This window comes from Cobetia sp. 4B (genome assembly GCF_018831605.1).
GTDB lineage: Bacteria > Pseudomonadota > Gammaproteobacteria > Pseudomonadales > Halomonadaceae > Cobetia > Cobetia amphilecti.
In genome coordinates this window covers 4,151,235-4,175,586 of sequence record NZ_CP059843.1, presented here as the reverse complement: position 1 = coordinate 4,175,586, position 24,352 = coordinate 4,151,235, and the positions used below count along the sequence as shown (strand labels likewise).

9 protein-coding genes and 5 rRNA genes are annotated in these 24,352 nt (G+C 59.8%); 10 read left to right on the top strand and 4 right to left on the bottom strand.

The window, feature by feature from the left end:
* Positions 1–151: 151 nt before the first annotated feature.
* From H2O77_RS17175 to H2O77_RS17165, 3 genes are all read left to right on the top strand, one after another.
* Entirely contained in the window at positions 152–1,495 is a 1,344-nt protein-coding gene (locus tag H2O77_RS17175) for a sodium-dependent transporter (RefSeq protein ID WP_054556322.1), read from the top strand.
* 197 nt (positions 1,496–1,692) lie between these two features.
* On the top strand, positions 1,693–2,235 hold the full coding sequence (locus tag H2O77_RS17170; RefSeq protein WP_043335714.1) for a gamma carbonic anhydrase family protein: 543 nt from the start codon (positions 1,693–1,695) through the stop codon (positions 2,233–2,235).
* 293 nt (positions 2,236–2,528) lie between these two features.
* Positions 2,529–3,236 (top strand): metal-dependent hydrolase, encoded by a 708-nt coding sequence (locus tag H2O77_RS17165; RefSeq protein WP_052384803.1) that lies wholly within the window; start codon positions 2,529–2,531, stop codon positions 3,234–3,236.
* A gap of 63 nt (positions 3,237–3,299) precedes the next feature.
* Here the strand turns inward: H2O77_RS17165 and H2O77_RS17155 are convergent, their stop codons facing one another.
* The 3 genes from H2O77_RS17155 to H2O77_RS17145 all read right to left on the bottom strand — a co-directional run bounded on the left by H2O77_RS17155 (position 3,300) and on the right by H2O77_RS17145 (position 8,085).
* Positions 3,300–4,835, bottom strand: coding sequence for a sigma-54 dependent transcriptional regulator (locus H2O77_RS17155; protein WP_240548651.1), 1,536 nt, complete (start codon positions 4,833–4,835; stop codon positions 3,300–3,302).
* Positions 4,832–7,231: an ATP-binding protein gene (locus tag H2O77_RS17150; RefSeq protein WP_215823605.1), complete on the bottom strand. Its 2,400-nt coding sequence runs from the start codon at positions 7,229–7,231 to the stop codon at positions 4,832–4,834. The genes H2O77_RS17155 and H2O77_RS17150 overlap by 4 nt, the downstream gene beginning before the upstream one ends.
* A gap of 83 nt (positions 7,232–7,314) precedes the next feature.
* A complete protein-coding gene (locus H2O77_RS17145) occupies positions 7,315–8,085 on the bottom strand; it encodes an FCD domain-containing protein (RefSeq protein WP_054556318.1) in 771 nt (256 codons plus the stop codon).
* A 425-nt stretch (positions 8,086–8,510) separates the two neighbouring features.
* Between H2O77_RS17145 and H2O77_RS17140 the strand changes: the two genes are divergently transcribed.
* The 5 genes from H2O77_RS17140 to rrf all read left to right on the top strand — a co-directional run bounded on the left by H2O77_RS17140 (position 8,511) and on the right by rrf (position 18,639).
* Positions 8,511–10,217 (top strand): L-lactate permease, encoded by a 1,707-nt coding sequence (locus tag H2O77_RS17140; protein ID WP_215823604.1) that lies wholly within the window; start codon positions 8,511–8,513, stop codon positions 10,215–10,217.
* 62 nt (positions 10,218–10,279) lie between these two features.
* Positions 10,280–13,222: an FAD-binding and (Fe-S)-binding domain-containing protein gene (locus H2O77_RS17135; RefSeq protein WP_240548650.1), complete on the top strand. Its 2,943-nt coding sequence runs from the start codon at positions 10,280–10,282 to the stop codon at positions 13,220–13,222.
* 494 nt (positions 13,223–13,716) lie between these two features.
* A 16S ribosomal RNA gene (locus tag H2O77_RS17130) occupies positions 13,717–15,257 on the top strand.
* 243 nt (positions 15,258–15,500) lie between these two features.
* Positions 15,501–18,387, top strand: a 23S ribosomal RNA gene (locus H2O77_RS17125).
* A 136-nt stretch (positions 18,388–18,523) separates the two neighbouring features.
* Positions 18,524–18,639, top strand: a 5S ribosomal RNA gene (rrf, locus tag H2O77_RS17120).
* A gap of 186 nt (positions 18,640–18,825) precedes the next feature.
* Here rrf and H2O77_RS17115 read toward each other — a convergent pair.
* Entirely contained in the window at positions 18,826–19,308 is a 483-nt protein-coding gene (locus tag H2O77_RS17115) for a hypothetical protein (RefSeq protein ID WP_215823603.1), read from the bottom strand.
* Between the two features lie 304 nt (positions 19,309–19,612).
* Between H2O77_RS17115 and H2O77_RS17110 the strand changes: the two genes are divergently transcribed.
* Positions 19,613–21,153: ribosomal RNA gene (locus tag H2O77_RS17110) — 16S ribosomal RNA — on the top strand.
* A gap of 243 nt (positions 21,154–21,396) precedes the next feature.
* A 23S ribosomal RNA gene (locus H2O77_RS17105) occupies positions 21,397–24,283 on the top strand.
* Together the 16S, 23S and 5S rRNA genes form the textbook arrangement of a ribosomal RNA operon.
* Positions 24,284–24,352 lie beyond the last annotated feature (69 nt).

The following is a 24,352-nucleotide window of genomic DNA, read 5'->3' as shown; positions in this document are numbered from 1 at the left end:
CGGAGCGTGTTATTCAATCTATCGCCTCGATAGGCGGGCGCTGCCACGCGCATGTCGCATTGGCCGAGGCCGGTACGGCTGCTATCTTGCTGGCCTTGGCCCCTGAGTGGGGCCCGTATCCTTCCCCCGTACCGAGACCACGAGAGCAGACATGAGCGAAACCACCGAACGCTGGGGCAGTCGCCGAGCCTTCATTCTGGCCGTGACCGGCGCCGCCGTAGGGCTGGGCAACATCTGGCGCTTCCCCTACATGACCGGCGAGAACGGCGGTTCCGCGTTTCTGCTGCTGTATATCGGTTTCGTGCTGTTGCTGGGCCTGCCGGTGATGATGGCCGAGATCATGATCGGGCGTGCCGGACGTCGCGGACCGATGCAGGCGCTGGCCCATCTGGCCGTCAGCGGTGGACGCACCCCGCACTGGCGCTGGCTGGGGCTGTTCGGCGCCATCACCATGTTCTTCATCCTGTCGTTCTATTCGGTGGTGTCGGGCTGGTCGATCGAGTATCTGGTCGATTCGCTGAAGGGTGACTTCAGCGGCATGAGCCCGCCGGAGATCGGCGCCTCCTTCGGTGCCTTCCTGGAAGACCCGGTCACGATGACCTTCAACCACACCGTCTTCATGCTGATGACGATGAGCGTGGTGGCCGCCGGTATCTCTTCCGGGCTCGAGCGCCTCAACAACCTGATGATGCCGCTGCTCTACGTGCTGTTGCTGGCGCTGGCCGGTTACAGCATCAGCACGCCCGGCTTCGGCCCCGCGCTGAGCTGGCTGTTCATGCCCAATCCGAGTGCCATCACGCTGGACGTGATGCTCAATGCCATGGGGCATGCCTTCTTCACTCTGGCGGTCGGTGCCTGTGCCCTGATGGCCTACGGCGCCTACATGCCGGAGCGCCAGAGCCTGCCGACGGCCGCGATCGCCGTGGCGGCGCTGGATATCGGTGTGGCGCTGCTGGCGGGTATCGCCATCTTCGCGGCGGTCTTCAGCCAGGGCATGGACCCGGCCTCCGGCCCCGGCCTGATGTTCGTCAGCCTGCCGATCGCCTTCGCCAATCTGCCGGGCGGCAGCGTGCTGCTGGCGCTGTTCTTCCTGCTGTTGCTGCTGGCGACCTGGACCAGCTCGATCAACATCGCCGAGCCCATCGTCGAGGTGCTGGAGGGCTGGGGTCTCAAGCGTCGCCACGCGGCACTGGTGGTCGGTGTCTCGGTGTGGGCGATGGGGCTGTTGTCGGTGCTGTCCTTCTCGAGCCTCAAGGACGTGCACGTGCTGGGCGAGATGAATGTCTTCGATGCGGTGACGACGATTCCGCCGGACTTCTTCCTGCCGATCGGCGGGCTGCTGATCGCCATCTTCGCGGCCTGGGTGATGCCGCAGAATCGTGCGCTGGCAGGCCTCGGCACCTCGCGTGGCTTCTTCCGCACCTGGCGTTGGGTACTGCGCTGGATCTCGATTCCGCTGGTTGTCGTCGTGCTGGGCTGGAGCTTCTTCAAGTAAGCGCGCTTGCGCCATCGATGCGTGAATCTGGCGTTGAGGCAGCGCACGGCGCGGCGCAGTGCGCGGGGCATGGCGAGCCTGCAAGCGGGGCGTCGGGACGGGGTGTCGAAAACATCGCAACGCGAGTCAGGCCGTTGCGCTATTGGCATCCCGGTGTTTGGCGCAGTAGGCTGGTTGCCTAATTCAGGAGGTAAGGCATGAGCATTAGATCCTTCAAGGGCCTGACGCCGCGACTGGGCGAGCGGGTTTTCGTCGATCCGGCCAGTGTGGTGCTGGGTGATGTCGCCCTCGGGGATGACAGCTCGGTATGGCCGCTGGCGGTGATTCGCGGCGACATGCACCGTATCCGCATCGGCGCGCGCACCAGCGTGCAGGATGGCGCGGTACTGCATATCACCCACGCCAGTGATTTCAATCCGGGCGGCTATCCGCTGGAAATCGGCGATGACGTCACCATCGGCCACAAGGCCGTGTTGCATGGCTGCACCATTCACGACCGCGTGCTGGTCGGCATGGGCGCCATCGTGATGGACGGCGTGGTGGTGGAAGATGAAGTCATCATCGCGGCGGGTGCGCTGGTGCCGCCGGGCAAGCGTCTCGAGGGCGGGCATGTGTATGCCGGCAACCCGGCCAAGGCACTGCGCCCGATCAAGGACAGTGAGCGTGAGTTCTTCACCTATTCGGCGGTGAACTACGTCAAGCTGAAGGATCAGCATCTGGCCGAAGACTACGTCGACTGAATCTCCCTCGCACAGAGCGGCAGACGCAGCAATGATCACTCCCCCGTTGGCTCAGGCCGGCGGGGGAGTGCTCGTTTCAGGGCCGGATTTGCCGCAAGCCAGGGGCGGATTTTCCATAAGCCAGGATCGGTTTTTCCACGAGCTTTAGAAGGCAGATGTGGCAGTGGCGCGCACAAACCAGGACAAGCCATTGTTTTTCATGAAATGCTTGCGTCATAATCTGGACGTATATCCAGTGCCAGCGTGTGGCGTCTGGTCCAGTGACATCGTCGAGGGCTCGCGACCCGTATTTCATGGCCAATTTTCGTACCCATATCACCGTAGCGGCCTTTGCCGGCGGCATCGTCGCGGCGGCGGGCTGGCAGGGCGGCCTGTGGTCGCTGGCGGAGGGGGTTCCGCTGGCGAGCCTGACCACCTTCGGCGGTATCCTGCCGGATATCGACTCCGACAACTCGCGTGCCATCCGTATCCTGTTCACGCTGTTTGCGGTACTGGCGACCATGGCCTGCGTGCTGTTGCTGCAGGACCGCCTGCTGGCGGGGCCGCTGATGATGGCAGGCGGCGCCACCTATCTGGGCGTGCGCTATGTGGCCAGCGCCATCTTCAAGCGCTTCACCGTCCATCGCGGTATCTGGCACTCGCTGCTGGCGTCACTGCTGTGCTCGCTGGGCGTGACGGCCGCCAGCCTGCATGTCCTGGGCCAGAGTGAAGAGCAGGCCTGGTGGCAGGGCGCGGCCCTGTTGTTCGGCGCCATGATCCACCTGCTGCTCGATGAGATGTACAGCGTCGACATGGTCGGCGCACGCCTGAAGCGCAGCTTCGGCACCGCCTTCAAGCTGTTCGATTATCGTGAGCCGGGCAACTCGCTGGCGATGGTGGCGGTGATCGCCGCCATGACGCCCTGGCTGCCACCATTGTCGGTACTGGTGGACATCATGCACCTGCAGGGGCCGCTGTCCGTGTTCGGCGCAGGCCTGTCGCGGTTGATGGCCGGCGTCTGATGCCGTCTGGCTGAAGGCCGGCGCGAATCTCAGTTGCTGTTGTGATGCCTTGGTTGTGATGCATCAGGCACGATAGGGCTCGGCGCTCAGGCCGTGCTTCTTGAGCTTGTCGTAGAGCGTCTTGCGCGGCAGGCCCAGCCGTTCGCAGGCCATCACCACCTGACCTTTGCTGGCCGCCAGGGCTTCGCGAATCAGCGCGGCCTCGAACGCCTCCATGCGCTGCGGCAGCGATTGCGCCTGCGTGGCTGCCTTCACGTTGTGCTCCAGTTCCCCCAGTTCGCCTGATTCCCTCGGTGCGCCTGATGCATGCCGCTCGCCTGTGCCGGCGGTGATGCCTTCTCTGTCCGCCTCTCTTGCGGCTTCCGTGCTGTTCACGGCCGGGCCACTCGTGCCCGCGGTGAGCGGTCGCCCTTCCGCCATGCTGTCGCCGATGTTGCCCTCCAGTCCGCCCAGCAGCACATGGCGCTCCGCACAGTTTCTCAGTTCACGCACGTTGCCCGGCCAGTCATGCGCCAGCAGCGCCTGCAGGGTGGTGGCGTCCAGCGGCGGGACTTCCAGGCTGGTGCGTTCGCTGGCCAGAATCGCGAAGTGCCGGAACAGCTGCAGGATATCCTCGGCATGCTCGCGCAGTGGTGGCAGATACAGCGTGACCACGTTCAGGCGGTAGTAGAGGTCTTCGCGAAACTCGCCGGCGCTGGCCGCTTCGCGCAGATCGCGCTTGGTGGCGGCGATGACGCGGATATCGATGGGGCGTGGCGTATTGCTGCCGAGCCGCTCGATGCTGCGCTCCTGCAGCACCCGCAACAGTTTTATCTGCAATGACATCGGCATCGATTCGATCTCATCGAGAAACAGGGTGCCGCCGTCGGCGTGTTCCAGCTTGCCGATGCGGCGCTCGCTGGCACCGGTGAAGGCACCTTTCTCATGGCCGAACAGTTCCGACTCGATCAATGTCTCCGGCATGCCACCACAGTTGAGCGCCACGAAGGGCTTGCTGGCGCGGGCGCTGCGCTCGTGCAGGCAGCGGGCGACACGGTCCTTGCCGGCGCCGGTCTCGCCATACAGCAGGGTGTCGGCATCGACCGCCGCCAGGCGTGACACCTGAGCATCCAGGCGCTGCATGATGTCACTGCTGCCCACCAGCCTGGGGCCGGCGCTGTTGCGCTGGGTATCCAGCTGTTCGCGCAGCGAGCGGTTCTCCAGCGCCAGCCGGCGAGCGGCCACCGCACGCCGCACGCCATCGAGCATGCGCTCGCGATCGAAGGGCTTCTCGATGAAATCCCAGGCGCCGGCCTGCATGGCCGCGACGGCGGTGTCGATGTCGCCATGCCCCGTCATCACGATCACCGGCAGCTCGTCATCCACGGCATGCGCCGCGTGCAGCAGGCTCAGGCCATCCATTCCCGGCATGCGAATGTCCGTGATCACCACGCCCTCGAAGGGCGCTTCGGCGCGCAGGATCGCCAGTGCCTGCTCGGCACTGGCCAGCGGGTGAGTGCGGTAATCGGCCAGCATCAGGCTCTGGCTCAGGCTGTCGCGCAGGTGCGGTTCGTCATCCACCACCAGCACCTGCATGTCGGTATTCGTGACGTCGCTCATGACGGCTCCTGTGAATGGTTGGCGGTGGGTGGCATCGGGGTTTGTGAGAGCATCGACGGCTGTGAGGGCATCGCCAGTGAGTGCATCGAGAGTGCCGGCAGCGTCAGCCGGAACAGTGCGCCGCCCAGCGGCGAGGGATGCGCCTCGAGGGTGCCGCCGAGGTCGGCGACGATACGCGCGCTGATCGATAACCCCAGCCCGAGTCCCTGGCCGTCGGCGCGCTGGGTATAGAAGGGTTCGAACACGCGTACCAGTTGCGATGGCTCGAGGCCGGGGCCGTTGTCGTGGACTTCCAGCACGACCTGACTGCCTGCGCTGCCCGCTTGCTCATGCAGGTTGAGCTGGATGCTGGGGGGCTCCGTGCGCTCCGGGGGCATGTCGGCAAGCGCATCCAGTGCATTGCCGATCAGGTTGACCAACACCTGCTCCAGACGTACCGGCTCGGCGCGCACCCGCGCCAGCTTTGGACTCGCTTCGCGAATGAGGGCCACGCCGAGTGCCTCGCAGCGTGCATGCAGCAGACGCAGGGCGTAGTCGAGGCTGGTGGTGAGATCGATGGCCTCCAGACGGTCACCGCTCTTGCGTGAGAACTGACGCAACTGTGCGCTGATCTCGCCCATGCGCTGGGTCAGCTCGGTGATCTGGCGCAGATTGCTCTCGACCTGGGAGGTCTGGGCGCGGGCGAGGAAGGCGCTGGCGTTCTCGGCATAGGCGCGGATGGCGGCCAATGGCTGATTGAGCTCGTGATTGATGCCGGCGGCCAGTTCCCCCAGTACCGCGAGCTTGGCGGTCTGGATCAATTCATCACGCGTCTCGCGCAGCTCGCGTTCGGCGCGGGTGCGCTCCTCGACTTCGGCACTCAGGCGCGTGTTGCTGGCGGCGAGGTCGCGGGTGCGCTCGACCACCCGTTGCTCGAAGGCATCGCGTGCCTGGGCGAGCTGTTCGGCCTGGGCACGGCGTTCGCTGACATCGAAGACCGTGACCAGCCAGCGCGGACCGTTGGGACTGGGCAGCGGCGAGCAGGAAAGCTCCAGTGGTACCGCGACACCCTCGCGCAGGCCATGCACTTCCAGCGGCCCGACGGAGCGGGCCTGGGTCAGGCGGTCCAGCAGGTGGCGCTCGGCCGGCAGGAAAAGCTCGCGCAGATCACGCCCTTCGCGGGCGCTGGGCTGGCGGAGTGAGTCGCCCGGTGAGGCATCGGCACTCAAGGGCGAGCCGAACAGCGCAATGGCCGTCGGATTGAGATACACCAGCCGCACCCGCTCATCGAGGATGCACAGGCCAGCCTGAGTGCGGTCGATGATGCCGCGCACCCGTTGCTGGCTGCTGGCGAGATTCTGGCGCTCGCGCTCGGCGAACAGGCGCCGCTCACGCAGGATGCGCAGTCGCTGCCAGCCCAGCCCTGCTAGCAGACACAGCAAGGCATAGCCACCGGCCGCGAGCCCGGCCGCTTGCCAGATACCGCTGCGCAGCGGTGCCAGTGGCTTGAGTACATGCAGGCGCCAGCCGATGTCCGGCAGTGGCTGGGACAGGCTCAACCAGGCGTGCTGCCAGAGGTCGCCCGGTGTCAGCTGCAACAGCTCGATGGAGGTCGTGTCGCGGCGCGACTCAAAGGGCGGGCCCAACAGCTCCGGCAGCGCCTCGCGATGATGCAGGCGCAGCGGGCGCAGGCGCTGATTGGCATAGCGCTGGGTGTCGAGCAGCCGGTTGCGTGTCTCCTCGCTGAGTGGCTCCAGCGTGCGCAGTACCCGTTGCGCCTGGCTGGCGATGAAGATCACGCCATGCGGATCAGTGACCATGATGTCGGCATTCTGGTCGAGCCACGCCGCCTCCAGCGCCTCTATCTGCACCTTGACCACGGCCACGCCACGTCGTCCCTGGGGGCTGGTGACGGCAGCGCTGAAGAAGTAACCGCGCTCACCGGAGCTGGTGCCCAGCCCGTAGAAGCGCCCCTCGCCGCCGTTGATGGCGTCTTGCCAGTAGGGGCGGAAGCGGTAGTTCTGGCCGATGAAGGTGTTGGCGGAGCGCCAGTTGCTGGCGGCGATGGTCGTGCCGGTGTCATCGACCAGATAGAGGTCCGAGATGCCGGCCAGCTCACGCATGCGGTCCAGGCGCTGATTGAGCGCCACTTCCGCGCTGGGGTCTTCTGGGTGATCCAGAAAGTCGCGCAGCTGGTCATTCTCTGCCACCAGTCTGGGCAGATAGGCGTGGCGATTCAGCTGGCCACGCAGACTGGCGGCGGTCAGACGCAGTTCGTTGTCTGCCTCATGCCCCAGGCGCTCCAGACCCTGGCTGCGCGCCATCGAGACCGCCTGCCACACGCACAGCATCAGCCCCAGCGGTAGCACGACCGCCAGTACGAGACGCCACAGCTGGGGCAGGCGCGTGTCCTTCATCGGCAAGCCTTCATGTTCAGGCCCTCATCTCAAGCACTGCATATCCGGATCTTCATACTCCCCCAGAGCATCATGACTGAGCGTCATGAGCCATCCGGCGCCGCCTGGGCACGGCGCAAGGCGCGCTGGGCACGAGTCTCGGCGCGTTCCAGTTCCAGCAGCGAATCCTCGACGAATACCAGATGCTCATGGGCGGCGTTGCGCGCATCTTCGGCGCGGCCTTCCATGATCGCCTCGAACAGGCTGCGGTGCTGCTGGATCAGGCGCGGGCGTGATTCCGGCTTCTCGAACAGGTGGCGCAGGTTGGCCACGATGCTCTTCTCCAGCAACTGGAACAGGCTGCGCATCGAGTGCAGCAGCACCACGTTGTGCGCGGCCTCGGCGATGGCGAGGTGGAAGGCGGCATCGGCGCCGGCCTCGCGCTCCGGGTCACGTCCCTCGAAGCTCTTCTCCAGGTCCTCGAAGCGCTGGCGCAGCATTGCCTTGTCGGCAGGTGTGGAGCGCATGGCGGCGTAGTAGGCGCTGATGCCCTCCAGCGCATCGCGAAATTCCAGCAGGTCGAGGTTGAACTCGCCGTGGCGACCCAGCAGCGCGCTGAGCGGGTCCGACCAGGCGCGCGCCAGCTCTTCAGAGACGTAGGTGCCGCCGCCCTGGCGTGAAGTCAGCAGTCCGCGCGCGGCCAGCTTCTGGATGGCCTCCCGCACGGAGGGGCGCGAGACCTCGAACTGCTCGGCCAGGGTGCGCTCCGGCGGCAGGCGCTCGCCGGGTTTCAGGCTGCCTTCGATGATCATGCTTTCGAGGCGCTCGGTGAGTACATCGGCGATACGGGGTTGGCGGACGGGGGCGTAACGCATGGAAGTGTCCTTGCGGCAAAGGTGAAAGGCGGCGCCGAACGCTGGAATGCCGGTGCGCGGCATGCAAGAGAGGGGCGCTTGCGGCGCTGCCGATGATCAGTGTGGCCCGTGGGCATTCCACGCCACAGCCGACATTGGTCTTACCAATATGTGTGATAACCACGCCTCGCGTGGGAGGTTGGCGTTCTCAGTAATTGGTAAGACCAATTTTACGCAATGAGGCTGCTTTGACCAATGTCTAGATGCCTTGTACCACATGATGTTTGACCCCTTTCAAGGCGACGCCTAGATTATGCCGAAGCACAGCAAGGTAAATTGGTATGACCAATTTATCGGAAGGCCTGACCCAAGGGTGCGCCAACCCCCGAGTCCTTTACTGCCGTGCCAGACAACAATCACAACAATTCGCCTGCGGAGTTTCCGTCATGTCCGAGCCACTGCTGGCCTTGCTGGCCTTCACCCCTATCCTGCTGGCGGGCATCCTGCTCGTCGGTCTGCAATGGCCCGCGCGTCGCGCCATGCCATTGGTCTTTCTCGTCACCGCTGCCATCGGCTATTTCGTGTGGCAGATGTCGCTGACGCGCATTCTGGCCTCCACGCTGCAGGGGCTGATGGTGACCGTCTCGGTGCTGTGGATCATCTTCGGCGCCATCTTCCTGCTCAATACGCTCAAGCATTCCGGGGCGATCGCGGTGATCCGTGGCGCCTTCACCACCGTCAGTCCCGACCGTCGCGTACAGGCCATCATCATCGCCTGGCTGTTCGGCAGCTTCATCGAGGGGGCTTCCGGCTTCGGGACGCCTGCGGCCATCGCGGCACCGTTGCTGGTCGCCATCGGCTTCCCGGCGCTGGGGGCGGTGATGGTGGGCATGATGATCCAGTCGACGCCGGTATCATTCGGGGCGGTGGGCACGCCGATCGTGATCGGCGTGAATGCGGGCCTCGACAAGGCCAATCTCGGTGAGCAGCTGCTGGCGAACCATTCCAGCTGGGAGGCCTTCATGCAGCTGATCACCTCGGAGGTCGCCATCGTGCATGGCATCGTCGGCCTGCTGATGCCGCTGTTCATGACCGTGATGATGACGCGCTTCTTCGGCGCGAAGAAAAGCTGGAGCGAGGGGCTGTCGATTGCGCCGTTCGCGCTGTTCGCCGGCCTGTGCTTCACGCTGCCCTACGTGGCGGCGGGTATCTTCCTCGGCCCGGAATTCCCGTCACTGATCGGCGCTCTGGTCGGCTTGATCCTCGTGGTGCCAGCGGCGCGTGCCGGCTTTCTACTGCCGAAGGACAGCTGGGATTTTCCGCCCGAGACCGAGTGGCCCAAGCATTGGCTGGGTGACCTGACGCTGGAGCGTGATGATGTCGAGGCCGCCGCGGCGGGCAGAAAGCCGCTGCCTCTGTGGCTGGCGTGGTTGCCCTATGGGCTGATCGCGCTGCTGCTGGTCGCCTCACGCGTATCGAGTGACTTCAAGGGCTGGCTGGTCAGCGTGCAATTCAGTGCCACTGACCTGCTGGGTGCCAGCGGCATCTCCGGCGCGATACAGCCGCTCTATCTGCCTGGCGGCATCATGGTCTTCGTGGCCCTGATCACGCTGCTGCTGCATCGCATGGCCTCTCGCCAGCTGGTGGCGGCGGCCAGCGAATCCTGGCGCACGCTGGTCGGCGCCGGCTTCGTGCTGGTGTTCACCATTCCGATGGTGCGCATCCTGATCAACTCCGGCGTCAACCTGAACGACCTGGCGTCCATGCCGGTGGTGATGGCGGACGTGGTGGCAGACAGCCTCGGTCAGGCCTACCCGTTGTTCGCCTCGGGCATCGGCGCGCTGGGCGCCTTCATCGCCGGCTCCAATACGGTCTCCAACATGATGCTGTCCCAGTTCCAGTTCAACGTCGCCGCCCAGCTCGGGCTGTCGGGAGCGCTGATGGTGGCGCTGCAGGCGGTCGGGGCTGCGGCCGGCAACATGATCGCCATCCATAACGTCGTGGCGGCCTCGGCGACCGTCGGTCTGCTGGGGCGTGAGGGTCGTACCCTGCGCATGACGGCGATTCCGACCGCCTACTATCTATTGGCCTCCGGCGTGCTGGGCATGCTGGCGTTCCACCTGGTGGGTCTGAGTGATCCGCTGCTGCCGTAAGCGTGATCTGTGCTGACTGATACCCTGAAAGACATCCTGACTGACTGATAAAGAGACTGGCCATGACCGCCGCTGCTGCCCCTGACTCCACTGCTCACCCTGCCATGGGCGGGCATGCCTCTCCCCAGGCGCGTGCCGCTGCCTATGACGCTCTGCGCGAGGCGTTGGCGCAGCACATTCCCGGTGAGCGCCTGATCCATGATCCGCTGCGCACCCTGGCCTACGGCACGGATGCCAGCTTCTATCGGCTGGTGCCGCAGCTGGTGGTGCGGGTGCATGACGAGCAGGAGCTGGGGCATGTGTTGCGCGAGTGCCGGGCGCGCAAGTTGCCGGTGACCTTCCGTGCGGCAGGGACGTCGCTGTCCGGTCAGGCGCTGACGGATTCGGTGCTCATCCAGCTGGGTGGTGAGTGGCGAGGGGCGCAGGTGCTGGAGCAGGGCAGTCGCATCTGCCTGCAGCCGGGGGTGATCGGGGCGCGTGCCAATCAGCTGCTGGCCCCCTTCGGACGCAAGATCGGCCCGGACCCGGCTTCGATCAACAGCTGCATGATCGGCGGTATCGCGGCCAACAATGCGTCCGGCATGTGCTGCGGCACGGCACACAACAGTTATCGCACCGTCGAGGACCTGCGCGTCATTCTCGCCGATGGCGCCTGCCTGGATACGGCGTCGCCGGAGAGCGTGCAGGCCTTTCGCGCCAGTCATGGTGGTCTGCTGGCGGAGCTGGAACGCATGGCGGCCAGTGTGCGCGCCGACCCTGAGCTGGCCGAGCGCATCCGCCACAAGTACCGGCTCAAGAACACCACCGGCTATAGCCTCAATGCGCTGGTCGACTATGCCGATGGTCTCGAGATCCTCAAGCATCTGATGATCGGTTCGGAAGGCACGCTGGGCTTCATCGCCTCCATTACCTACCGCACCGTGATCGAGGAGCCGCACAAGGCGGCGGCGCTGGTGTACTACCCGAACATTGATGCGGCCTGTCGCGCCACCATGCTGCTGAAGACGGCGCCGGTCGCGGCGGTGGAGCTGATGGATCGCGCGGCGCTGCGCTCTGTCGAGGATGCACCGGGCATGCCGGACGTGTTGCGCACCCTGCCGGAAGAGGCGGTCGCGCTGCTGGTGGATGTGCGGGGCGCGCATCATCAGGAGCTGGAGGCGCGCATGGCCGAGGTTGCCCGCGTGCTGGAAAGCATCGAGACCTGCGAGTCGTGGGCCTTCACTCAGGATGCGCAGCGTTATGCGCTGTACTGGAAGATCCGTAAGGGGCTGTTTCCGGCGGTCGGCGCAGTGCGTGACCTGGGGACCACCGTGATCATCGAGGATGTCGCCTTCCCCATCGAGCGGCTGGCGGAAGGCGTCGGTTCGCTGACGGAGGTCTTCCAGCGGCATGGTTACTCTCAGGCGATCCTGTTTGGCCACGCGCTGGAGGGCAATCTTCACTTTGTCTTCCCGCAGGGCTTCGAGCGCGAAGGTGAGGTGGCGCGCTATCAGGCGCTGATGGATGACGTCGCGCAGTTGGTGGGGCAGGAATATGGTGGCTCGCTCAAGGCCGAGCATGGCACCGGTCGCAACATGGCGCCTTATGTAGAGCTTGAGTGGGGCAAGGATGCCTATGCCCTGATGTGGCGTATCAAGGAGGCCTTTGATCCGGACAACCTGCTCAACCCGGAAGTGATCCTGACGCGCAATCCTCGTCTGCATCTGGAAAATCTCAAGCCATTGCCGGCGGCGGACCCGCTGGTGGATCGCTGCATCGAGTGCGGCTTCTGTGAATCGGTCTGCCCATCGAAGAACCTGAGCCTGACGCCGCGCCAGCGCATCGTCATCCGACGGGAGATCGCACGCCTGGCTGCGCTCGAGGCACCGGATGATGCACAGCGCGACCAGCTGGCAGTGCTCAGGAAGGAATACGCCTATCAGGGCATGGAGACCTGTGCGGGCGATGGCCTGTGTGCGACCCAGTGTCCGGTCGGTATCAATACCGGTGATCTGATCCGGGGGCTGCGTCATGAGGAGAACGCCGGTGCCGATCATCCAGGCAAGGTGAAGGTGGCGCATTGGGCCGGTGAGCACTTCACACGTGTCACCAGTGGCATGCGTGGCGTGCTCAGGCTGGCGGATGGGCTGCATGGCGCCGTCGGCACGCGCAACATGCGCCGCCTGACCCAGGCTGCTCGCAAGGTGTCCGGCGACAGGGTGCAGCAATGGACTCCCAGTATGCCGGCCGCCGCTCCGCGTGATTATCTCAAGCATCTCGCACAGCCACTGGGGCGCAGTGCAGCGCCCAATGGGCATGTCGTCTACTTCCCGTCCTGCGCCACGCGTGTCTTCGGGGTCGCCGCGGATGATCGCGATCCGCGCAGTGTCACGGAAATGGCGCTGGCCTTGATGGACAAGGCCGGCTTCGAGGTCGTGCTGCCGAGAGGGGTGGAGGCGCTGTGCTGTGGCATGGCCTTCCAGTCCAAGGGGCAGTTCGAGGCGGGAGATGCCAAGGCCGCCGAGCTGGCAATGGCGCTGGTGGAGGCGAGTGACGGCGGACGGCTGCCGATCTTCTGTGATACCAGCCCGTGCCTGGCACAGGCTCAGGCCTATGCGCGCGAGCATCTCGAGGTGTCGCTGACTCTGGTCGAGCCGGTGCAGCTGGTACTCGACTATCTATTGCCCTATCTCTCGATCACACCGCTCAAGGCGAGAGTCGCGGTGCATGTCACCTGCTCCAGTGTCCGCATGGGGCTGGCAGAGCAGTTCGTGGCGCTGGCGCGGCAGTGCGCCAGTGAAGTCGTCGTGCCGGAAGAGATCACCTGCTGCGGCTTCGCCGGCGACAAGGGCTTCAGTACACCGGAGCTCAATGCCTCGGCATTGAAGGGACTGAAGGAGGTAGTGGCCGATTGCGACTACGGGGTTTCCAACTCGCGCACCTGCGAGATAGGGCTGAGTGAGCACTCCGGACTCAGCTATCAATCGATTCTCGGTCTGGTCGATAGAGCCTCGGCACCAAGGTGATGGGAGGTGTTCGAGATGCATGACACCCTGATGACAATCTCTTGAAAAAGCCCTTGCCCTCACGGCGGTTCGTGCGTAAAGTACGCATCCGCTGCCGGGGACGCATGGCGTTACCAGCGGTGAAAGAGGTTTGCAGGTGATTGTTTTGCTTGATGTTTTTGAAGCCCGCTTCGAATTCATCGATTGACAATCCCGGGCGATTCGCTAGAATACGTCGCACTCCTTACGGAACAGGTGATCGAGCAACGCTCCTCACCGCTTGATGATGCTTAGAGGCAGTCGACTGACTCATCATCAAGTGCTTGACTTCTCAAGCGTTCCAAGTAGAATATGCCTCCTCGCTTAACAGCGACGCTCTTTAAAAATTTGATCAGGTAATTCGTGTGAGCGCTTGCCGATGAGTGGTGACAAGGTCACCAAATATCGGAGCAAGCCTCTCACGAGAAGTTTGACTCTGAACCAAGTTTGGTCTGCTTAACAGACTATCAAGCTTTCAACTGAAGAGTTTGATCATGGCTCAGATTGAACGCTGGCGGCAGGCTTAACACATGCAAGTCGAGCGGAAACGATCCTAGCTTGCTAGGAGGCGTCGAGCGGCGGACGGGTGAGTAATGCATGGGAATCTGCCCGATAGTGGGGGACAACCTGGGGAAACTCAGGCTAATACCGCATACGTCCTACGGGAGAAAGCAGGGGATCTTCGGACCTTGCGCTATCGGATGAGCCCATGTCGGATTAGCTTGTTGGTGAGGTAATGGCTCACCAAGGCGACGATCCGTAGCTGGTCTGAGAGGATGATCAGCCACACTGGGACTGAGACACGGCCCAGACTCCTACGGGAGGCAGCAGTGGGGAATATTGGACAATGGGCGAAAGCCTGATCCAGCCATGCCGCGTGTGTGAAGAAGGCCTTCGGGTTGTAAAGCACTTTCAGCGAGGAAGAACGCCTTGGGACTAATACTCCCGAGGAAAGACATCACTCGCAGAAGAAGCACCGGCTAACTCCGTGCCAGCAGCCGCGGTAATACGGAGGGTGCAAGCGTTAATCGGAATTACTGGGCGTAAAGCGCGCGTAGGTGGCTAAGTCAGCCAGGTGTGAAAGCCCCGGGCTCAACCTGGGAACGGCATCTGGAACTGCTTGGCTAGAGTGCAGGAGAGGAAGGTAGAATTCCCGGTGTAGCGGTGAAATGCGTAGAGATCGGGAGGAATACCAGTGGCGAAGGCGGCCTTCTGGACTGACACTGACACTGAGGTGCGAAAGCGTGGGTAGCAAACAGGATTAGATACCCTGGTAGTCCACGCCGTAAACGATGTCAACTAGCCGTTGGGTCCCTTGAGGACTTAGTGGCGCAGCTAACGCAATAAGTTGACCGCCTGGGGAGTACGGCCGCAAGGTTAAAACTCAAATGAATTGACGGGGGCCCGCACAAGCGGTGGAGCATGTGGTTTAATTCGATGCAACGCGAAGAACCTTACCTACCCTTGACATCCAGAGGACTTTCCAGAGATGGATTGGTGCCTTCGGGAACTCTGAGACAGGTGCTGCATGGCTGTCGTCAGCTCGTGTTGTGAAATGTTGGGTTAAGTCCCGTAACGAGCGCAACCCCTATCCTTATTTGCCAGCGAGTAATGTCGGGAACTCTAAGGAGACTGCCGGTGACAAACCGGAGGAAGGTGGGGACGACGTCAAGTCATCATGGCCCTTACGGGTAGGGCTACACACGTGCTACAATGGCAAGTACAAAGGGTTGCAATACTGCGAAGTGGAGCCAATCCCATAAAGCTTGCCTCAGTCCGGATTGGAGTCTGCAACTCGACTCCATGAAGTCGGAATCGCTAGTAATCGTGGATCAGAATGCCACGGTGAATACGTTCCCGGGCCTTGTACACACCGCCCGTCACACCATGGGAGTGGACTGCACCAGAAGTGGTTAGCCTAACCTTCGGGAGGGCGATCACCACGGTGTGGTTCATGACTGGGGTGAAGTCGTAACAAGGTAGCCCTAGGGGAACCTGGGGCTGGATCACCTCCTTATCGACACTGTCTACTGCTCGCGGCAAGTGCTCACAACGAATTACCTGATCTTATTGCTGGCTTAGCCGGCAGTGGCAAGCGTGCTCAACAAAGCGCGCTTCTCACTGTTCTCTGAACAGCCGCTCTTTAACAATGTGAATCATGCTGACGATAGATATGTGCGCCAAGCGCATGTCTATCAAAACGATATGTCGGAGAGGTCCGACAGATTCGTAATCCTTGACAGACCCCTTGGGGTTATATGGTCAAGCGATTAAGCGCATACGGTGGATGCCTTGGCAGCCAGAGGCGATGAAGGACGTGATAGCCTGCGATAAGCGTTGGCGAGGTGGCAAATACCCTGCGACCCAACGATTTCCGAATGGGGAAACCCACTCACCATCAGGTGAGTATCTATAGGCCAATACATAACCTATAGAGGCAAACCCGGGGAACTGAAACATCTAAGTACCCGGAGGAAAAGAAATCAACCGAGATTCCCCAAGTAGCGGCGAGCGAACGGGGACCAGCCCTTAAGCGTGACAACTGACAGACGAACAAGCTGGGAAGCTTGACGATACAGGGTGATAGTCCCGTAGTCGAAGTCTGAGTCACGTGAAATCGAGTAGGTCGGGGCACGAGAAACCTTGACTGAACATGGGGGGACCATCCTCCAAGGCTAAATACTCCTGGCTGACCGATAGTGAACCAGTACCGTGAGGGAAAGGCGAAAAGAACCCCGGCGAGGGGAGTGAAATAGATCCTGAAACCGTATGCGTACAAGCAGTGGGAGCACCTTCGTGGTGTGACCGCGTACCTTTTGTATAATGGGTCAGCGACTTATATTCTGTGGCGAGCTTAACCGTATAGGGGAGGCGTAGGGAAACCGAGTCTTAACTGGGCGACCAGTCGCAGGGTATAGACCCGAAACCGGGCGATCTATCCATGGCCAGGGTGAAGATTGAGTAACATCAATTGGAGGCCCGAACCCAAGTATGTTGAAAAATGCTGGGATGAGCTGTGGATCGGAGTGAAAGGCTAATCAAGCCCGGAGATAGCTGGTTCTCCTCGAAAGCTATTTAGGTAGCGCCTCACGTATCACCGCTGGGGGTAGAGCACTGTTTCGGCTAGGGGGTCATCCCGACTTACCAACCCGAGGCAAACTCCGAATACCAGTGAGTGCAGCGTGGGAGACACACAGCGGGTGCTAACGTCCGTTGTGAAAAGGGAAACAACCCAGACCGTCAGCTAAGGTCCCAAAATCCTGATTAAGTGGGAAACGATGTGGGAAGGCTCAGACAGCTAGGAGGTTGGCTTAGAAGCAGCCATCCTTTAAAGAAAGCGTAATAGCTCACTAGTCGAGTCGGCCTGCGCGGAAGATATAACGGGGCTAAATCAGGTACCGAAGCTACGGGTTCATCCTTATGGATGAGCGGTAGAGGAGCGTCGTGTAAGCCAATGAAGGTGGATTGAGAAGTCTGCTGGAGGTATCACGAGTGCGAATGCTGACATGAGTAACGATAAGGGGAGTGAAAAACTCCCCCGCCGGAAGACCAAGGTTTTCTGTTCTACGTTAATCGGAGCAGAGTGAGTCGGCCCCTAAGGCGAGGCGGAAACGCGTAGTCGATGGGAAACGGGTTAATATTCCCGTACCGGATGTGGTTGCGATGGGGGGACGAAGAAGGCTAGGTGAGCCAGGCGTTGGTTGTCCTGGTGAAAGCATGTAGGCCGAGGAATCAGGCAAATCCGGTTCCTCTGAGGTCGAGATGCGAGACGAACTGACCACGGTCAGGAAGTCATCGATGCCACGCTTCCAGGAAAAGCCTCTAAGCTTCAGATCACATGCGACCGTACCCCAAACCGACACAGGTGGTCAGGTAGAGAATACCAAGGCGCTTGAGAGAACTCGGGTGAAGGAACTAGGCAAAATGGCACCGTAACTTCGGGAGAAGGTGCACCGGTTCGAGTGAAGGACTTGCTCCGTAAGCTCTTACCGGTCGAAGATACCAGGTGGCTGCAACTGTTTATTAAAAACACAGCACTCTGCAAACGCGCAAGCGGACGTATAGGGTGTGACGCCTGCCCGGTGCCGGAAGGTTAATTGATGGGGTTAGCTCACGCGAAGCTCTTGATCGAAGCCCCGGTAAACGGCGGCCGTAACTATAACGGTCCTAAGGTAGCGAAATTCCTTGTCGGGTAAGTTCCGACCTGCACGAATGGCGTAATGATGGCCACGCTGTCTCCACCCGAGACTCAGTGAAATTGAAATCGCAGTGAAGATGCTGTGTACCCGCGGCTAGACGGAAAGACCCCGTGAACCTTTACTATAGCTTTACACTGGATGCTGATGTTGTCTGTGTAGGATAGCTGGGAGGCTTTGAAACCACGTCGCCAGATGCGGTGGAGCCAACCTTGAAATACCAGCCTGACATCATTGGCGTTCTAACTCAGGTCCGTTATCCGGATCGAGGACAGTGTATGGTGGGTAGTTTGACTGGGGCGGTCTCCTCCTAAAGAGTAACGGAGGAGCACGAAGGTACCCTCAGCACGGTTGGAAATCGTGCATTGAGTGCAAGAGCATAAGGGTGCTTGACTGCGAGACAGACACGTCGAGCAGGTACGAAAGTAGGTTCTAGTGATCCGGTGGTTCTGTATGGAAGGGCCATCGCTCAACGGATAAAAGGTACTCCGGGGATAACAGGCTGATACCGCCCAAGAGTTCACATCGACGGCGGTGTTTGGCACCTCGATGTCGGCTCATCACATCCTGGGGCTGAAGTCGGTCCCAAGGGTATGGCTGTTCGCCATTTAAAGTGGTACGCGAGCTGGGTTTAGAACGTCGTGAGACAGTTCGGTCCCTATCTGCCGTGGGCGTCGGAAGTTTGAGAAGAGCTGCTCCTAGTACGAGAGGACCGGAGTGGACGAACCTCTGGTGTTCGGGTTGTCATGCCAATGGCATTGCCCGGTAGCTACGTTCGGACGGGATAACCGCTGAAAGCATCTAAGCGGGAAGCCCCCTTCAAGATGAGACTTCCCTGAGGCCTTGCGCCTCCTGAAGGGCCCTTGAAGACTACAAGGTTGATAGGCTGGGTGTGGAAGCACAGCAATGTGTTGAGCTAACCAGTACTAATTGCCCGTGAGGCTTGACCATATAACACCCAAGGGGTTTGCTTCGGCAAACGCCGGGATTGCGACAGGATCGAGACATATCGGTCAGCATGATTCATATTGCGAGTCGCGAGGCCAAAAGCCTCGAGACTCAGGCATCGCAAGATGCCACCGTTTCGCCTGACGACCATAGCGAGCGTGAACCACCCGATCCCATGCCGAACTCGGAAGTGAAACCGCTTAGCGCCGATGGTAGTGTGGAGTTTCTCCATGTGAGAGTAGGTCATCGTCAGGCACTTATACTGAACCGCCCCTGCAGCCATGCTGCAGGGGCGGTTCTCTTTGTGGTGAGAAAAAGTTGTGCTCAGGAACAATTTGCGCAGGAAGTCCTGGATGTGAAATAGCTGTGGGCGAGAGATAAGCTTTCCCTGGCTGTGCAAGAAGAAAGTCTTTGGCTCATCATCGTGCTGTGATGGTTCTGTCATTGACGAAAAATGATGTGCGCTTTTTCTTTATGCCTGGTTTTGCCAAGAAACGCCCCTGCAGCTTTTGTTGTGGGGGCGTTTTTTGTGCGGCTTGAGGCACCTCGCATGGGTCTGTCGGCGTCGGAGTTCATCAGAGGGATGCTGATTTCCATCATGTCTGGGCCGGGAGTGGTGTCACTCAGGATATTTTTGTGCGCAAGACTGGGTTTTTTGCGTGCGCCGCCAGGTGGAGAAAAGGGTGCTAAAAACGAGCCTTGTTGCCAGGGATCGCCTGGCTGGAGTGCTCCAGGTGCCAGAATCAGGGGTGTGAAGGCGAAATCTGGCCTGATCTTCAAAAAGCCCTTGCCCTCACGGCGGTTCGTGCGTAAAGTACGCATCCGCTGCCGGGGACGCATGGCGTTACCAGCGGTGAAAGAGGTTTGCAGGTGATTGTTTTGCTTGATGTTTTTGAAGCCCGCTTCGAATTCATCGATTGACAATCCCGGGCGATTCGCTAGAATACGTCGCACTCCTTACGGAACAGGTGATCGAGCAACGCTCCTCACCGCTTGATGATGCTTAGAGGCAGTCGACTGACTCATCATCAAGTGCTTGACTTCTCAAGCGTTCCAAGTAGAATATGCCTCCTCGCTTAACAGCGACGCTCTTTAAAAATTTGATCAGGTAATTCGTGTGAGCGCTTGCCGATGAGTGGTGACAAGGTCACCAAATATCGGAGCAAGCCTCTCACGAGAAGTTTGACTCTGAACCAAGTTTGGTCTGCTTAACAGACTATCAAGCTTTCAACTGAAGAGTTTGATCATGGCTCAGATTGAACGCTGGCGGCAGGCTTAACACATGCAAGTCGAGCGGAAACGATCCTAGCTTGCTAGGAGGCGTCGAGCGGCGGACGGGTGAGTAATGCATGGGAATCTGCCCGATAGTGGGGGACAACCTGGGGAAACTCAGGCTAATACCGCATACGTCCTACGGGAGAAAGCAGGGGATCTTCGGACCTTGCGCTATCGGATGAGCCCATGTCGGATTAGCTTGTTGGTGAGGTAATGGCTCACCAAGGCGACGATCCGTAGCTGGTCTGAGAGGATGATCAGCCACACTGGGACTGAGACACGGCCCAGACTCCTACGGGAGGCAGCAGTGGGGAATATTGGACAATGGGCGAAAGCCTGATCCAGCCATGCCGCGTGTGTGAAGAAGGCCTTCGGGTTGTAAAGCACTTTCAGCGAGGAAGAACGCCTTGGGACTAATACTCCCGAGGAAAGACATCACTCGCAGAAGAAGCACCGGCTAACTCCGTGCCAGCAGCCGCGGTAATACGGAGGGTGCAAGCGTTAATCGGAATTACTGGGCGTAAAGCGCGCGTAGGTGGCTAAGTCAGCCAGGTGTGAAAGCCCCGGGCTCAACCTGGGAACGGCATCTGGAACTGCTTGGCTAGAGTGCAGGAGAGGAAGGTAGAATTCCCGGTGTAGCGGTGAAATGCGTAGAGATCGGGAGGAATACCAGTGGCGAAGGCGGCCTTCTGGACTGACACTGACACTGAGGTGCGAAAGCGTGGGTAGCAAACAGGATTAGATACCCTGGTAGTCCACGCCGTAAACGATGTCAACTAGCCGTTGGGTCCCTTGAGGACTTAGTGGCGCAGCTAACGCAATAAGTTGACCGCCTGGGGAGTACGGCCGCAAGGTTAAAACTCAAATGAATTGACGGGGGCCCGCACAAGCGGTGGAGCATGTGGTTTAATTCGATGCAACGCGAAGAACCTTACCTACCCTTGACATCCAGAGGACTTTCCAGAGATGGATTGGTGCCTTCGGGAACTCTGAGACAGGTGCTGCATGGCTGTCGTCAGCTCGTGTTGTGAAATGTTGGGTTAAGTCCCGTAACGAGCGCAACCCCTATCCTTATTTGCCAGCGAGTAATGTCGGGAACTCTAAGGAGACTGCCGGTGACAAACCGGAGGAAGGTGGGGACGACGTCAAGTCATCATGGCCCTTACGGGTAGGGCTACACACGTGCTACAATGGCAAGTACAAAGGGTTGCAATACTGCGAAGTGGAGCCAATCCCATAAAGCTTGCCTCAGTCCGGATTGGAGTCTGCAACTCGACTCCATGAAGTCGGAATCGCTAGTAATCGTGGATCAGAATGCCACGGTGAATACGTTCCCGGGCCTTGTACACACCGCCCGTCACACCATGGGAGTGGACTGCACCAGAAGTGGTTAGCCTAACCTTCGGGAGGGCGATCACCACGGTGTGGTTCATGACTGGGGTGAAGTCGTAACAAGGTAGCCCTAGGGGAACCTGGGGCTGGATCACCTCCTTATCGACACTGTCTACTGCTCGCGGCAAGTGCTCACAACGAATTACCTGATCTTATTGCTGGCTTAGCCGGCAGTGGCAAGCGTGCTCAACAAAGCGCGCTTCTCACTGTTCTCTGAACAGCCGCTCTTTAACAATGTGAATCATGCTGACGATAGATATGTGCGCCAAGCGCATGTCTATCAAAACGATATGTCGGAGAGGTCCGACAGATTCGTAATCCTTGACAGACCCCTTGGGGTTATATGGTCAAGCGATTAAGCGCATACGGTGGATGCCTTGGCAGCCAGAGGCGATGAAGGACGTGATAGCCTGCGATAAGCGTTGGCGAGGTGGCAAATACCCTGCGACCCAACGATTTCCGAATGGGGAAACCCACTCACCATCAGGTGAGTATCTATAGGCCAATACATAACCTATAGAGGCAAACCCGGGGAACTGAAACATCTAAGTACCCGGAGGAAAAGAAATCAACCGAGATTCCCCAAGTAGCGGCGAGCGAACGGGGACCAGCCCTTAAGCGTGACAACTGACAGACGAACAAGCTGGGAAGCTTGACGATACAGGGTGATAGTCCCGTAGTCGAAGTCTGAGTCACGTGAAATCGAGTAGGTCGGGGCACGAGAAACCTTGACTGAACATGGGGGGACCATCCTCCAAGGCTAAATACTCCTGGCTGACCGATAGTGAACCAGTACCGTGAGGGAAAGGCGAAAAGAACCCCGGCGAGGGGAGTGAAATAGATCCTGAAACCGTATGCGTACAAGCAGTGGGAGCACCTTCGTGGTGTGACCGCGTACCTTTTGTATAATGGGTCAGCGACTTATATTCTGTGGCGAGCTTAACCGTATAGGGGAGGCGTAGGGAAACCGAGTCTTAACTGGGCGACCAGTCGCAGGGTATAGACCCGAAACCGGGCGATCTATCCATGGCCAGGGTGAAGATTGAGTAACATCAATTGGAGGCCCGAACCCAAGTATGTTGAAAAATGCTGGGATGAGCTGTGGATCGGAGTGAAAGGCTAATCAAGCCCGGAGATAGCTGGTTCTCCTCGAAAGCTATTTAGGTAGCGCCTCACGTATCACCGCTGGGGGTAGAGCACTGTTTCGGCTAGGGGGTCATCCCGACTTACCAACCCGAGGCAAACTCCGAATACCAGTGAGTGCAGCGTGGGAGACACACAGCGGGTGCTAACGTCCGTTGTGAAAAGGGAAACAACCCAGACCGTCAGCTAAGGTCCCAAAATCCTGATTAAGTGGGAAACGATGTGGGAAGGCTCAGACAGCTAGGAGGTTGGCTTAGAAGCAGCCATCCTTTAAAGAAAGCGTAATAGCTCACTAGTCGAGTCGGCCTGCGCGGAAGATATAACGGGGCTAAATCAGGTACCGAAGCTACGGGTTCATCCTTATGGATGAGCGGTAGAGGAGCGTCGTGTAAGCCAATGAAGGTGGATTGAGAAGTCTGCTGGAGGTATCACGAGTGCGAATGCTGACATGAGTAACGATAAGGGGAGTGAAAAACTCCCCCGCCGGAAGACCAAGGTTTTCTGTTCTACGTTAATCGGAGCAGAGTGAGTCGGCCCCTAAGGCGAGGCGGAAACGCGTAGTCGATGGGAAACGGGTTAATATTCCCGTACCGGATGTGGTTGCGATGGGGGGACGAAGAAGGCTAGGTGAGCCAGGCGTTGGTTGTCCTGGTGAAAGCATGTAGGCCGAGGAATCAGGCAAATCCGGTTCCTCTGAGGTCGAGATGCGAGACGAACTGACCACGGTCAGGAAGTCATCGATGCCACGCTTCCAGGAAAAGCCTCTAAGCTTCAGATCACATGCGACCGTACCCCAAACCGACACAGGTGGTCAGGTAGAGAATACCAAGGCGCTTGAGAGAACTCGGGTGAAGGAACTAGGCAAAATGGCACCGTAACTTCGGGAGAAGGTGCACCGGTTCGAGTGAAGGACTTGCTCCGTAAGCTCTTACCGGTCGAAGATACCAGGTGGCTGCAACTGTTTATTAAAAACACAGCACTCTGCAAACGCGCAAGCGGACGTATAGGGTGTGACGCCTGCCCGGTGCCGGAAGGTTAATTGATGGGGTTAGCTCACGCGAAGCTCTTGATCGAAGCCCCGGTAAACGGCGGCCGTAACTATAACGGTCCTAAGGTAGCGAAATTCCTTGTCGGGTAAGTTCCGACCTGCACGAATGGCGTAATGATGGCCACGCTGTCTCCACCCGAGACTCAGTGAAATTGAAATCGCAGTGAAGATGCTGTGTACCCGCGGCTAGACGGAAAGACCCCGTGAACCTTTACTATAGCTTTACACTGGATGCTGATGTTGTCTGTGTAGGATAGCTGGGAGGCTTTGAAACCACGTCGCCAGATGCGGTGGAGCCAACCTTGAAATACCAGCCTGACATCATTGGCGTTCTAACTCAGGTCCGTTATCCGGATCGAGGACAGTGTATGGTGGGTAGTTTGACTGGGGCGGTCTCCTCCTAAAGAGTAACGGAGGAGCACGAAGGTACCCTCAGCACGGTTGGAAATCGTGCATTGAGTGCAAGAGCATAAGGGTGCTTGACTGCGAGACAGACACGTCGAGCAGGTACGAAAGTAGGTTCTAGTGATCCGGTGGTTCTGTATGGAAGGGCCATCGCTCAACGGATAAAAGGTACTCCGGGGATAACAGGCTGATACCGCCCAAGAGTTCACATCGACGGCGGTGTTTGGCACCTCGATGTCGGCTCATCACATCCTGGGGCTGAAGTCGGTCCCAAGGGTATGGCTGTTCGCCATTTAAAGTGGTACGCGAGCTGGGTTTAGAACGTCGTGAGACAGTTCGGTCCCTATCTGCCGTGGGCGTCGGAAGTTTGAGAAGAGCTGCTCCTAGTACGAGAGGACCGGAGTGGACGAACCTCTGGTGTTCGGGTTGTCATGCCAATGGCATTGCCCGGTAGCTACGTTCGGACGGGATAACCGCTGAAAGCATCTAAGCGGGAAGCCCCCTTCAAGATGAGACTTCCCTGAGGCCTTGCGCCTCCTGAAGGGCCCTTGAAGACTACAAGGTTGATAGGCTGGGTGTGGAAGCACAGCAATGTGTTGAGCTAACCAGTACTAATTGCCCGTGAGGCTTGACCATATAACACCCAAGGGGTTTGCTTCGGCAAACGCCGGGATTGCGACAGGATCGAGACATATCGGTCAGCAT